Raw genomic sequence first — 13198 nt, 5'->3', positions numbered from 1 at the left:
CGGGCCGAAGGCGATCGGCCCCGCAGCGATCCGCAGCGGAGACGGCCGAAGCCCGGGGACGGCCACACCCCGGCGGCGGCCACAATCGGGGACCACCGCAACCCGGGGAACGGTCGCAACCCGGGAACGGCCGCAACTCCAAGCGGCCGGAGCCCACCGGGCCGCCGGAGCCCAGCGGACGGCCGCAACACGGGGACGGCCGGAGGCCGGGAGGCCGACCGGAGGCCGGGAAGCCGACCGGAGGCCGGGAAGCCGACCGGAGGCCGGAGAGCGACCGGAGGCCGGAGAGCGACCGGAGGCCGGAGAGCGACCGGAGGCCGGAGAGCGACCGGAGGCCGGGGCGCACCTGGTCGGCGACCGGCGGCGGGATGGCGGGGGCGGCACGGCTCTCGGCGGTGGGACGGCGGGGGCCCGGCTTTACGATCGGACGCATGACGTACGGGATTCGGGAGCCGGAGCGGACGGGACGCACCGCGGTCAGCGGTGGGCGACACCTCGGCTGGGCCGAGTGGGGGCCCGAGGACGGCGCTCCGGTTCTGTTCTTCTCCGGGGCCGCCATGGGGCGGTCGCTGGCCTTCGGCGCCGACAGCCTGGCGCCGTCCGCGCGGGGCGGCGTGGCGGCCCGCGGGGTGCGGCTGATCGCGGTCGAGCGGCCCGGCATCGGCGTCTCCGACCCCGACCCGGCCCGCACGCTCGACGGCTGGGCGGCGGACGTGGCGGCCTTCGCCGCCGCCCGTGGCCTCGGCCCCGCGGCGGCTCCGGCCGTGGGCTTCTCCCAGGGCGCGCCGTTCGCGCTGGCGTGCGCGGCGGCCGGCGTCGTCCCCGCGGTCGCCGTGGTCTCCGGCCAGGACGACCTCACCCACCCGGCGTTCGCCACGCTGCTCGACCCGTACCTGCGCGGCATGCTGGAGGCCATCGCCGCCGACCCCGCCGGCTTCGCGGCATCCTTCGAGCCCACCGCCGACGCCGAGGGCCTGTGGAAGCTGATCGTCTCCACCAGCTCCGACACCGACCGGGCGATCTACACCGACCCGGCCTTCGAGCCCCGCTACCGGCGCTGCCTGGACGAGGGCTTCGCCCAGGGGCCCGCGGGTTACGTCCGGGACCTGGTCCTGGCCATGTCGCCCTGGCCGTTCGCGGTGGAGGACATCCGCGTGCCGGTGCACCTGTGGTACGGCGGGCGCGACGCGAGCACCGTCCACTCCCCCGACCACGGCGCCACCCTGGCCGCCCGCATCCCCACGGCCCGCCACCACCTCCTCCCCGAGGCCGGCGGCTCCCTGCTGTGGACCCACGCCGCCGCGATCCTGACCGGCCTCCTCGGCTGACCGTCGGGCGCCCTCACCGTTGACAGCTCTCCTGAGTGAAAGTAAAGTTGCGGAAAGCGCTTTCCGGACTGCAGGAAGGCGGTGATGTCCCGGCCGCGCCTCGTGCGTGCCCTGACACCGATTTCTCCCCGCCGCGCCCTACGGCACGGCCGCGGGCCGCGTCCCTCCCGCGCGACCGGCACCGATCCCCTGACCGGACCGGAACGAGTCGGCGGCGAGCGCCCCGCGTGCCCGTACCTTCCCCATCACTCTCCGTCACTCTCCGTCACTCGGCCGGAGCCGCCCTCGCGCGCCCGGCCGTGCCCCCTGACGCAGAAAGGGCGATCCCATGCCCCAGCACATCCCGCGCCGCGCGATCCGCAGGCGCGCGTTCCTCGCCGGCGGCCTGGCCGTGCCCCTGCTCGGCTCCGGTGCCGCTCACGCCTCCGCCCGTGCCGCCGATCGCGCCTCCGCCTCGTCGGCGTCCGCCCTGGCCGCCGGGCCCGGCGGGTTCGCCTCCGTCAACGCCCTCGGCCGGAACGGCACCACCGGCGGCCTCGGCGGCCCGACCGTCGTCGCCACCGACGCCGAGCAGTTCCTGGAGTACATCGACAGCATCGGCCCCCTGGTCATCCGGGTCGCGGGCACGATCGCGATCACCAGCAAACAGGGCGTGCGGCCGAACAAGACCATCATCGGCGTCGGGACCTCGGGCCACATCACCGGCGGCGGCCTGGACTTCTACCGGTCCTACAACGTGATCGTGCGCAACATCCGCTTCACCGCCGCCGAGGACGACGCGGTCAACGTCGGCCAGGAGTCGCACCACATCTGGATCGACCACAACACCTTCTCCGGCGCCGTGGACGGGTCGATCGACGTCGTACGCGGCGCCGACTACGTCACCGTGTCCTGGAACCACTTCGACCACACCGACAAGACCATGCTGATCGGCCACTCCGACGGCGCCGCCTCGACCGACACCGGGCGACTGAAGGTGACGATCCACCACAACTTCTTCGACAACAGCAGGCAGCGCCACCCCCGCATCCGCTTCGGCGAGCCGGTGCACATCTACAACAACTACTTCCTCGGCAACGCCCTGTACGGGGTGGCCTCCACGCAGTACGCGGGCGCGGTGGTGGAGGGCAACTACTTCAGGGACGTCCCGCACCCGCTCTACTCCGCGAGCGGGTACGCCGACAGCGGGCCGGGCCGGGCGGTCGAGCGCGGCAACATCTACGTCAACTGCGGGGCGCCCGAGACGGCCGGCACGGTGGCCGAGCCGGGCGCGTACTACGCCTACACCCTCGACCCCGCCGCCGGCGTCCCGGCGGCGGTCCAGGCGGGCGCGGGCATCGGCCCGCAGTGGGAAACCCTCTGACCGGCCTCCCGCCGGCGCCACCGCGTGCGGGCCCGAGCCCCGGGCTCGCACGCGGCCCCCGGTCACACCGGGCGCGGCATGCGACAAATGACGTAGGCGGGGCGCCACAGAAGACCGGCGACTTGACGGCGGTGCTCACTTACATTCCGTACAACCTGTGAAACGCCTTCTCAGGTGCGGGGCCGAGCCCCGCCGCTGCCGTCCGGCGTCCAGAGGAGCACCCCCGTGGCCTCACCGACACCCCCCGCACAGCCCTCGAGGAAGAGCATCTTCCTGGCCAGTTTCGTCGGCACGTCGATCGAGTGGTACGACTACTACATCTTCGGCACCGCCGCCGCGCTGGCGTTCGGGAGCCTGTTCTTCCCCGAGTTCTCCAGCGTCGCCGGCACCCTCGCGGCGTTCGCGACGTTCGCCGTCGGGTTCGTCGCCCGCCCGCTGGGCGCGGCGATCATCGGGCACTTCGGGGACCGGATCGGCCGCAAGGCGATGCTCGTCCTCACGCTGCTGCTGACCGGCGGGGCGACCTTCCTGATCGGCGTGCTGCCCACGTACGCGGCCATCGGGGTCGCGGCCCCGCTGCTGCTGGTCGTGCTCCGCCTGGTCCAGGGGTTCGGCGTGGGCGGCGAGTGGGGCGGCGCCATCCTGATCGCGACCGAGCACGCGTCGCCGCGGCGCCTGGCGGTCTACGGCAGCTTCGCCCAGTTCGGCGTGCCGATCGGCGTGCTGACCTCGAACCTGGCGTTCCTGGCCGTGGCCGGCCTGTCCGACGCCGACTTCATGGCGTACGGCTGGCGCATCCCGTTCCTGATCAGCGCGGTGCTGGTGGTCGTCGGCTTCGTGGCGCGCTCCCGGCTGCACGACGCGCCGGAGTTCCGGAAGATGAAGCAGGACCGGAGCCTGAGCCGGATCCCGGCCGCCGAGCTGTTCCGCCGCCGGCCGCGCAACCTGGTTCTGGCGAGCCTGGCGTCCATCGCGCCGCCCGCGGTCGGCTACACGGTGATCGTCTACATGCTGACGTACGGGACCACGGTCGCCGGGTTCGAGCGTGCCACGCTGCTCACGCTGATCCTGGCCTCGACGGTGGTGTGGATCGCCACGATCGTGGTGTCCGCGGTGGCCTCCGACCGGTTCGGCTCCAAGAAGGTCTACATCCTCGGCACGCTGACCGCCGTGGTGTGGCCGGTCCCGATGTTCGCCCTGGTCGACACCGGGAGCACCGGGGCGGCGCTGCTCGCCTTCACGGTGGCGGCGATCGTGCAGGGCATCATGGCCGGGGCCCAGGGCGGCCTGTTCACCGAGATCTTCGAGGTCCGGGTCCGCTACAGCGGGATCTCCATCGCCTACCAACTGGGCGGCATGATCGGTGGCGCGGTGACCCCGATCGCGGCGACCGCGCTCTACGACGCCTACGACTCCTCGATGGCGGTCGCCGGCTACGTGGCCGCGCTGTCGCTGATCAGTTTCGTCGCCGTGCTCGGGGTCCGCCGGATCGGCGAGCTCCCGTCACCGCAGGACGCGCCCGCCGCCGCGAAGCCCGGCCGCACGGCCGCGGCCGAGTCGCAGTGACGCATCGGCGAAAATTTTTACCAAAGTCCGCGAAGCTCTATGGGCACGGGGTTTCACGGCGCCCAAGGGAGCCGGCACGGCGCTGTCCGTTTTGCCAGCTCTTGCACTCTTTGGGGAGTTGTGCGTAGTTTCTGCGAATCGCGGTACACGTGCTTGCCGGCCTCGTCGGCATCCGTTTGCCGTCCCGTTGACCAGACCGCGCGGCGCCCTGTCAGGCCCACCCGGCAGGGCGGCACGCGGCCGCCGAATCCGCGCCACGCGGAACCGGGGACCCACCACTTCGGGGTGAATCGGACGCCAGCACCGCTGCGCCCGTAGGGCACTTCCACGCCCGAACCCGTCAGCTAACCCGGTAGGCGGCATGGAAGCAAGGAGTCAATCCCCTCATGCCCAAGTCCGGAATCGCCGCGACCCTCAGCGACCGCATCAACCTGTCCGGCAAGCGCCTCCGCCAGGCCGCCCTCGGCGTGACCCTGGCCGCCACCACCGTCGTCGCGGGCGCGGCCGGCCAGGCACTCGCCGCCCCCCTCGACCATGCGCCGATCCACACCACCCTCCAGCAGGCCGGGGCCGCGCCGCTCACCTACGGGCAGGACGTCTCCAACTACCAGCCCGACCACGACTGGACCGCCAGCCCGGCCCAGTTCGGCATCATCAAGGCCTCCGAAGGCACCGGCTTCCGTGACCGCGCCTTCGCCCGGCACTGGCGCGAGCTGGACAAGAAGGGCATCGTGCGCGGCGCCTACCACTACGGCCACCCCGGCAACGACCCCATCGCCGAGGCCGAGCACTTCCTGTCCGTGGTGAACTCCCAGCCCGCCAAGCCCGGCGACCTCCTCGTACTGGACCTGGAGACCACCGACGGCAGGTCCGTCGCCGAGGTCAACGCCTGGGCCAAGACCTGGCTGGCGCACGTGAAGGCCAAGACCGGCGCCACCCCGATTTTCTACAGTGGCTGGAACTTCGCCGACACCTACGGCAAGGGCCTGGCCGAGTACCCGCTGTGGGTCGCCCACTACAGCAGGCCCAAGGGCGCCGTGAGCCCGCCCGCCGACTGGAAGACCTGGACCATCCACCAGTACTCCGACTCCCCCATCGACCAGAACGTCTCCGCGCTGACCCCGGACCAGCTCCGCTCCCTGGGCCGCCCGGAGCGCTGAGCACGCCGCCGGGGCCGGGCGGCGCGTGTAGGGTCGCCCCCGGGAACCCGAGCATCCGATCCGAGGGCAGGCGCGGTTGTCCGACCATCGACACCCTGATCCGGCACATCCGCCGGTCGCGGACGAGCCCGTGGCCGACCTTGACCTCGGCGCCGTCCGCGCCTTCCTCGCCGTGGCCGAGGACGGATACTTCGGCGAGGCCGCGGCCCGGCTGGGCATCAGCCAGCAGGCCGTCTCCAAGCGGATCGCCAAGCTGGAGGCCGACCTCGGCGTGCGGCTGTTCTCACGCTCGCGCAACGGGGCCGGCCTCACCCGGGACGGCACGGCGTTCCTGCATCACGCGCGGGCCCTGGTCGGCATCGCCGACCAGGCGCTCGAAGCGGTGCGCGGCCGGCGCCGCTCGCTCCGGCTGGACGTGCTGGACACCAGGCTGTGGTGCGTGGATCTGATCCGGGCGTTCCACCAGACCGCCGAGGACGTGGACAGCGAGCTCGTCACCTCCAACGGGCTCAGAACCGCGCGCGGCTCACTGGCCCGCGGGTCCGTGGACGCCGCCTTCGCCCGCGTGAGCGGGACCCTGGACGACGACATCCGGCAGGTGCCGGCCTACCTGGAACCGGTGCACGTGCTGGCCGGGCGCGACCACCCCCTCGCCCGCCTGCGCGAGGTGAGGGTGGAACGGCTCTCCGGGGCGACCGTGTGGATGCCCGGCAACGCCCCCGGCAGCGAGTGGGCCGAGTACTACCGGTTCCTGGGCGCCGCGTTCGGCATCCACATCGACACTTCAGGCCCGGACTTCGGCTGGGAGCACTTCGTGGAGGAGATCGGCTCCGGTGAGCGCATCGGCTTCGTGGGCGAGCGGTGCCGGCTGCCCTGGCATCCGCGCACGGTCCAGATCCCGGTCGTCGAGCCCGTCCCCGTGTACCCGTGCTCGATGCTGTGCCACCGGCAGAACCGGCACCCGGCGCTGGCCCGGCTGATCCGCTTCGCCGAGAGCGGCTTCCGGCCCTACGACCCGCGGTGCCAGTGGCTTCCGGAGCCCGACCGAGCCACCTTCGCCGCGGCTCCCCGTTAGGAGCCCGGTCCGGGGCCCGCGCACGCGCCGGGCTCGTCGTGGACGCGGGGGTCGTGCGGGATGCCCTCGGCGCACTCGGGGCAGGTGATGGCCGCATCGGCCTGCCGCTCGCGGGCGGCGTCGGCGGGGATGCCGGGCGGGGCGGGGCTGGGGTTCACGTGCGGCGGCTCCTCCGGGACCGGCGGTCGCCGGGCCCGGTATCCGTACTGCCCACACCAGGCCGCCGGCAACACCGGCGGCGGGTCAGGAGCCGCCGGTGCTCTCGCGGACGATCAGGCGGTGGGGCACCACGATCTCGGCGGGCGCCGTGGCCTCGCCGTTGATCGTCGCGAGGAGGGTGTTCACGGCCTGGCGCGCGATCTCGCCCTTGTCGGGGGCGATCGTGGTCAGGCTGGGCGTGCTGTACTGGCCTTCCTCGATGTCGTCCACGCCGACCACGGCCACGTCGTCGGGGACGCGCCGCCCCGCGCGGATCAACGCCCGTATGGCGCCCAGGGCCAGCAGGTCGTTGTAGCAGAAGACCGCGTCGGGCGGCTCGGGGAGCGCCAGCAGCGACTCCATCGCCTCGGCGCCGAGCCTGCGGTGGAAGTGCGGGGTGGGCACGATCAGCCGCTCGTCCACCTCCACCCCGGCCCGCGCGTGCGCCTGGCGGTAGCCGGCGGTACGGAGCTGGGCGGTCTCGCCGGTGGCGTACGGCTGGTCGCCGATGGCGGCCACGCGGCGCCGGCCCAGGCCGAGCAGGTGGCCGGTGGCCTCGCGCGCCGCCGCCACGTTGTCGATGGCCACGTGGTGGAAGCTGCCGTTGAAGATGTGCTCGCCGAGCAGCACGATCGGGACCCGGTTGCCGCGCGCCCGTAACTCCTCGGCCGACACGGTGAGCGGGCTGAGCAGCAGCCCGTCGAACATGGTCGCCCGTGAGTCGCGCCCGAGCAGCTCTCGCTCCCGCTCGCCGTCGCCGTCGGTCTGGTCGATCATCACCACGTAGCCGCGGGCGCGGGCCGCGGTGATGACCTCGCGGGCCAGCTCGGCGAAGTACGGCACGTCCAGCTCGGGCACCACCAGGGCGATCATCCCGGTACGCCCCTGCTTGAGGTTGCGCGCGATGAGGTTGGGGCGGTAGTCGAGCTCGTCCAGGGCCGCCTGCACCCGGGCGCGCAGCTCCTCGGAGACCGGCGCGTAGCCGTTGACCACGTTCGACACCGTACGGATCGACACGTTCGCCCGCTTGGCGACGTCGCGCAGGGTTGGACCGGCCATGCCTCTCCTCTACCTCCAGGGGGTCGGGCCCGGGAAGATCCTAACCCGGTATTGCATCGTTGCAGACAAGTATGCATGATGTCTGCATCGTTGCAGAGCTCTCACCGGAGCACAGGCCGAGGAGTCAGAGATGGCCGAACCCCCGATGGACCGCCGTGGATTTCTCAAGGGAGCCCTTGGCGTCGGCGCGCTCGCCGTCACCGGCGGCGCGCTGGCGGCCTGCGCCCCCACCGCCCCCGGCGGGGCGAGCGCGCAGCCGAGCAGGCTCGCCAGACCCACCGCCTCGGCCTCGGCGAAAGGCGAGATCACCATCTGGAACCGGTCCGGCGACCTGTTCAAGGTGTTCGACGCGGCCATCGCGAAGTTCCGCGAGGCGTATCCGGGGGTCAAGGTCAACCATCAGGCGGTGGACATCGACGCCAAGCTGGCCAACACGCTGATCAGCGGCACCGACGTGCCCGACGGCAGCTTCTGGGACGACGCCAGGATCGGCGGGCAGGCGGAGCACCTGTTCGACCTGACCGACCTGATCGCGCCGTACCGCGAGCAGACCTCGCCGTACAAGCTGTCGGTGAACACCGTCGAGGGCAGGATCTACGGCGTGCCGTGGGACCTGGACCCCGGCCTGCTCTGGTACCGCGAGGACATCCTTCAGGACGCCGGGATCGACCCGGCCGGCCTGGCCACGTACGACGACCTGCTGGCCGCGGCCAGGACCATCAAGGAGAAGGACCCCAAGACCAGGCCGATCCACCTGGACAAGAACCCGTTCCTCGGGCAGCTCTGGCTGGAGATGCTGGCCAACCAGCAGGGCACCAGCCTCGCCGACGCGCAGGGCAGGCTCCGGCTGGACTCCCCGGAGTACCGGCGGATCTTCACCTGGATCCAGAGCGCCGTCAAGGAGGGCCTGGTCACCCACGCGCCGTACCTGGAGCCGGCCGACGTCAACACGCTGGAGAGCGGCCAGCAGGTGTTCGTGCCGTGGGCGATCTGGTGGTCGTTCGCGCCGCAGCAGCTTCTCAAGGCCACCAAGGGCAAGTGGCGGGCGGCGCCGCTGCCGGCCTGGACGCCGGGCGGCGCGCGCAGCGGCGCGATGGGCGGCAGCAGCTTCATCATCCCCGCCAAGGCCAAGAACCCCGAGCTGGCCTGGCTGCTGTACGAGTTCCTGTGCTTCAAGGAGCCCGGCTACACCGCCGTGTACGGCCCCAACCCCGTCTACCCCGGCGGGCTGTCCACCTCCATCCCCAGCTACCAGCCGGCGCTCGACCCCGACAAGCCGCTGTTCCAGCCCATCGACGCGCTCGGCGGCCAGGACCTGTGGAAGATCTCCGTGGAGGCGGCGGCGACGATCCCGGCGGCGGGGCCGATCCCGTGGTGGTGGGCCCAGTCGGTGGACTACCTCGGCGACAACCTGCAGCGCCTGATGGAGGGCGCCATGACGCCCGACGACGTGATCGCGGAGTCGGCGCGGAAGATCCAGCGCAACCTGATCGACCGGTCGTGATGTCGAGCCTGACGACCTCCGCGGCGCGAGCCGCCCACGCCCGGCCGCGGCCCTGGCGGGCCGTCCGGCTCTCGCCCTACCTGTTCATCGCCCCGTTCTTCGTGGTCTTCGCCGCGTTCGGCGCCTACCCGCTGATCTACGCGCTGCAGCTCAGCTTCACCCGCTGGCGGGGCGCGGGCGAGGCCCACTGGGTGGGCCTGGACAACTACCTGTATCTGCTGACCAGCCCGGACTTCTGGGCCTCGCTCGCCAACAGCGCGGTCATGTGGCTGCTCATCGTGCCGATCCAGCTCGTGGCCGGTCTCGGCGGCGCGGTCCTGCTGGCGAACGCGAGGCTGCGGCTGCGCGGGCTGTTCCGGGTGGCGTTCATCGCGCCGTTCGTGACCCCGCTGGTGGCGATGGCGCAGGTGTGGATCGTGGTCTTCGACCGGGACTACGGCGCGGTCAACTATCTGCTCAACCTGGTGGGCCTGCCGGACGTGGGCTGGCTGACCTCCACGGCCTGGTCCAAGCCGACGCTCGCGCTGCTGTTCCTGTGGAAGACCACCGGATTCGCGATCATCATCCTGCTGGCGGGGCTGCAGGCCGTGCCCGGCGGCGTGTACGAGGCCGCCTCCCTCGACGGCGCCTCCCGGTGGCGCCAGTTCTGGTCGATCACCCTCCCCCTGGTACGCCGCAGCATGGCGTTCCTGGTGGTCGTCCAGACGCTGGCCGTGTTCCAGATGTTCGCCGAGCCGTTCGTGGTCACCGAAGGCGGCCCGTACGGCTCCACGACCACCGCCGGCCTCTACCTGTACGAGCACATCACCGCCTCCGACCTGGGCACCGGCGCCGCGAACTCGTTCCTGCTGGTGCTGCTGGTCTTCGGCCTGTCGCTGGTCTCGGTCAGGCTGCTGCGGCCGAAGGACGGAACCTCATGAACCAGACCAGGCCCGGCCCCGTGCAGTACGCGGTGCTGACGGTCCTCGCCATCGCGTTCCTGTACCCGATCTGGTGGGCGGTCAGCTCCTCGTTCAAACCGGCGGCCGAGATCATCACCAGCCCGCTCTCGCTCGGCGGGCCGACGCTGGACAACTACCGGGCGATGCTCGCCGACGTGCCGATCGGCACCGGGTTCGCGAACACGGCGCTGGTGCTCGCGGTCAAGGGCGCGATGACGATGTTCTTCTGCCCGCTGGCCGGCTACGCGTTCGCCAAGTACGCCTTCCCCGGCAAGAACCTGCTGTTCGGCGTGGTGCTGCTGACCCTGATGCTGCCGACCCTGGTGCTGATCATCCCGCTGCTGCTGGAGATGAGCGCGCTCGGCTGGGTGAACACCTACCAGGCGCTGATCCTGCCGGGCAGCATCGACGCGTTCAGCATCTTCTGGATGCGCCAGACCATCGCCGCCATCCCGGACGAGCTGATCGACGCCGGGCGGGTGGACGGGGCCGGCGAGTTCGCCATCTTCGCCCGGGTCGTACTGCCGGTGATCCGCCCGGGGCTGGCCGCGCTGGCCGTGCTCACCACCATGAACGTCTACAACGACGTCGTCTGGCCGGTCGTCGCGGTCAACGACACCGAGCACCAGACGCTGCAGGTGGTGCTGGCCACGCTGGCGCAGAACATCACCGGCAACCGGATCGGCGCGGACTTCGCGACGGTGTGGGGCGAACTGCTCGCCGCGGGCAGCCTCGCGCTCCTGCCGCTGCTGGCGATCTTCGTGCTGCTGCAGCGCCACTTCATCAACGGCATCCTCGCGGGCAGCGTCAAGGGCTGACCCGCACCTACTGGAAACGGAGCACCATGACGCCGCGTGCGGAATACCCCCGGCCCCACTTCGACCGGTCGCACACCTGGTCGTGCCTGAACGGCGAGTGGGACTTCCGGGCCGACACCGAGCCCGCCTGGAACCGGACCATCACCGTGCCCTTCGCCTGGGAGACCCCCGCGTCGGGCATCGAGGCCCACTGGCTGCCGGTCGCCTGGTACCGCCGCCACGTCACCGTCCCGCCCGCCTGGTCGGGACAGCGGGTCGTGCTGCACTTCGGCGCCGTGCACCACGAGGCCACCGTGTGGGTGAACGACGTGGAGGTGGTCACCCACCGGGGCGGCTACACGCCCTTCGAGGCAGACATCACCGACGCGCTGCGCGAGGGCACGCAGGAGGTGGTGGTACGCGTCTCCGCGCCGCTGGACAAGCGGGAGATCGCGCACGGCAAGCAGCGCAGCGTGCCGCGCGACGACTTCGACGGCGTGTGCTTCACCCCGTCGTCCGGCATCTGGCAGAGCGTCTGGCTGGAGGCGCGCCCCGCCACGCACCTGGCCGCGCTGAAGCTGCGCCCCTCCGAAGGGCTGGACGCCATCGAGGTGGAGGCCCGGGTGGCGGGCCCGTCGCAGGCGGTGCTCCGGCTCACGCTGCGCGGCACGGACACCGCCGTCGAGGTCCCGGTCCCGGACGCGGAGGCCGCCCCGGGCGCCGGCAGGATCGCGCGGGCCACGCTCCCGGTCGCCCGGCCCCGGCTGTGGTCCCCCGCCGACCCGCACCTGTACCACGTGGACGCCGTGCTGACCTCGGCCGACGGCACCGACTCCGTCGCCGGCTACACCGGCCTGCGCCGGATCGAGGTGATCGGCGAGGACCTGTACCTCAACGGCCGCCGCCTGTTCGTGCGCGGCGTGCTGGACCAGGGCTACTGGCCGCGTACCGGCATCACCGCCCCCGACGACGCGGCGTTGCGCCGTGACATCGAGCTGGCCGCGGCGGCCGGGTACAACCTGGTCCGCAAGCACCTGAAGCTGGAGGACCCGCGCTTCGTGTACCACGCCGACGTGCTCGGCATGCTGGTATGGGCCGAGCCCGCCGCGACGGGCCGCTTCTCCCCCGAGTCCGTCGCCGCGTTCGAGGAGCAGATCGCGCCCATGACGGAGCGCGACGGCAACTCCCCGGCGATCGTGATCTGGGGCCTGTACAACGAGGAGTGGGGGCTGGACTGGGACATCCCGGGCGATCCGGCCAAGCAGCGGGCGGCGGCGCGGGCGTACGAGCTGCTGAAGGAGCTCGACCCGACCAGGCCCGCCGTGGACAACTCGGGCTGGACCCACGTGCGCACCGACCTGCTCGACTGGCACTACTACGACGAGTCGGCCGCGTCCTGGGCCAGGACCCTGGCCGCGCTGGTGCAGGGCGAGCAGGACGACTTCCCGGTGCGCCTCGGCCCGGACTACGTCGTACGCAAGAAGCTGGCCGGCGCGCCGTCCCAGCCGCTGCGCGGCCTGCCCTTCCTCAACAGCGAGTACGGCGGCGGCTTCACCAGCGTCGAACGCGCCTGGCACCTGCGCTGGCAGACCCAGGAGCTGCGCCGGCACGAGCGCGTGGCCGGCTACGTCTACACCGAGCTGTACGACATCGAACACGAGTCGGCCGGTCTGCTGGACTTCGAGCGGCGGGCCAAGGACCTGGGCGGCGTGGACCCCGCGGACGTGAACGCCGTCACCACGCTGGTCCTCGACGTGGTCCCCGTCGCGCCGGGGCGCGACCTGCTCAGCGAGACCCGCGAGATCACCGTCCCCGTCCGTGTCTCCCACCACGGCACGGAACCGGTCAGCGGGCGCGTGCACACCGCCTGGACCCCCGTCCTCGGCGCGGCCCCCGCCGCCCCGGGCACGCCGGGCCCGCACGTGGAGGCCAAGCCGTTCCTGCTCAGCCTCCCCACCGAGGTGCACGCCGAGCTGCCACCCGGCTGGACCAGCGGGCGCCTGCACCTCACCCTGGTCGCCGACGGCACCGTCGTGGCCCGCACCGCCCTGGACATCGACACGCACACCGCCCCCGTGATCGGAGACGACCCGGCGGCCGTGCCCCGGTAACCGTCCCAGGACGCCTGACGACCGGCCCCGGTCGGGCATGCGGCCGACCTGCGGCTCGGCGGGGGCCGGCTCGCGCACGAGGGCCGGGGCATGGTG

11 protein-coding genes and 1 riboswitch are annotated in these 13198 nt (G+C 72.3%); of the genes, 9 read left to right on the top strand and 2 right to left on the bottom strand.

What is annotated here, in order from left to right; translation table 11 throughout:
• The first annotated feature begins 431 nt into the window (after positions 1-431).
• The 5 genes from HNP84_RS16250 (at position 432) to HNP84_RS16230 (ending at position 6492) form a co-directional block, all read left to right on the top strand.
• Positions 432-1328, top strand: coding sequence for an alpha/beta fold hydrolase (locus tag HNP84_RS16250; RefSeq protein ID WP_185050547.1), 897 nt, complete (start codon positions 432-434; stop codon positions 1326-1328).
• 328 nt (positions 1329-1656) lie between these two features.
• Entirely contained in the window at positions 1657-2691 is a 1035-nt protein-coding gene (locus tag HNP84_RS16245) for a pectate lyase family protein (protein ID WP_185050546.1), read from the top strand.
• A 225-nt stretch (positions 2692-2916) separates the two neighbouring features.
• The gene (locus HNP84_RS16240) at positions 2917-4257 is read left to right on the top strand and encodes an MFS transporter (RefSeq protein WP_185050545.1); all 1341 of its coding nucleotides are present in this window, start codon (positions 2917-2919) and stop codon (positions 4255-4257) included.
• 231 nt (positions 4258-4488) lie between these two features.
• A riboswitch (cyclic di-AMP (ydaO/yuaA leader) is annotated at positions 4489-4631 on the top strand.
• Between the two features lie 12 nt (positions 4632-4643).
• A complete protein-coding gene (locus HNP84_RS16235; protein ID WP_185050544.1) occupies positions 4644-5417 on the top strand; it encodes a glycoside hydrolase family 25 protein in 774 nt (257 codons plus the stop codon).
• Positions 5418-5547: 130 nt separating this feature from the next.
• Positions 5548-6492 carry a LysR family transcriptional regulator gene (locus HNP84_RS16230; protein ID WP_185050543.1) on the top strand — a complete coding sequence of 315 codons (945 nt, stop codon included), beginning with the start codon at positions 5548-5550 and terminating at the stop codon, positions 6490-6492.
• On the opposite strand, the gene HNP84_RS16225 is transcribed toward HNP84_RS16230, so the two are convergent.
• Both HNP84_RS16225 and HNP84_RS16220 read right to left on the bottom strand, forming a co-directional pair.
• A complete protein-coding gene (locus HNP84_RS16225; RefSeq protein WP_185050542.1) occupies positions 6489-6650 on the bottom strand; it encodes a hypothetical protein in 162 nt (53 codons plus the stop codon). The two genes, HNP84_RS16230 and HNP84_RS16225, sit on opposite strands and share 4 nt — an antisense overlap.
• An 85-nt stretch (positions 6651-6735) precedes the next feature.
• Complete coding sequence (locus HNP84_RS16220; protein ID WP_185050541.1) at positions 6736-7749, bottom strand: LacI family DNA-binding transcriptional regulator; 1014 nt, start codon at positions 7747-7749, stop codon at positions 6736-6738.
• A 130-nt stretch (positions 7750-7879) separates the two neighbouring features.
• On the opposite strand from HNP84_RS16220, the gene HNP84_RS16215 reads away from it, so the two are divergent.
• From HNP84_RS16215 to HNP84_RS16200, 4 genes are read left to right on the top strand one after another with little or no spacing between them, the layout of a single operon-like run.
• Complete coding sequence (locus HNP84_RS16215; protein WP_185050540.1) at positions 7880-9253, top strand: ABC transporter substrate-binding protein; 1374 nt, start codon at positions 7880-7882, stop codon at positions 9251-9253.
• Positions 9253-10173 carry a carbohydrate ABC transporter permease gene (locus HNP84_RS16210; RefSeq protein WP_185050539.1) on the top strand — a complete coding sequence of 307 codons (921 nt, stop codon included), beginning with the start codon at positions 9253-9255 and terminating at the stop codon, positions 10171-10173. Before HNP84_RS16215 ends, HNP84_RS16210 begins: the two co-directional genes overlap by 1 nt.
• The gene (locus HNP84_RS16205; protein WP_185050538.1) at positions 10170-11012 is read left to right on the top strand and encodes a carbohydrate ABC transporter permease; all 843 of its coding nucleotides are present in this window, start codon (positions 10170-10172) and stop codon (positions 11010-11012) included. The genes HNP84_RS16210 and HNP84_RS16205 overlap by 4 nt, the downstream gene beginning before the upstream one ends.
• 26 nt (positions 11013-11038) lie before the next feature.
• Entirely contained in the window at positions 11039-13102 is a 2064-nt protein-coding gene (locus HNP84_RS16200; RefSeq protein ID WP_185050537.1) for a glycoside hydrolase family 2 protein, read from the top strand.
• Positions 13103-13198 lie beyond the last annotated feature (96 nt).

Origin of the sequence: Thermocatellispora tengchongensis (assembly GCF_014202315.1) — a bacterium.
Classification (GTDB): domain Bacteria; phylum Actinomycetota; class Actinomycetes; order Streptosporangiales; family Streptosporangiaceae; genus Thermocatellispora; species Thermocatellispora tengchongensis.
This window is presented reverse-complemented; position numbering and strand designations above follow the sequence as displayed.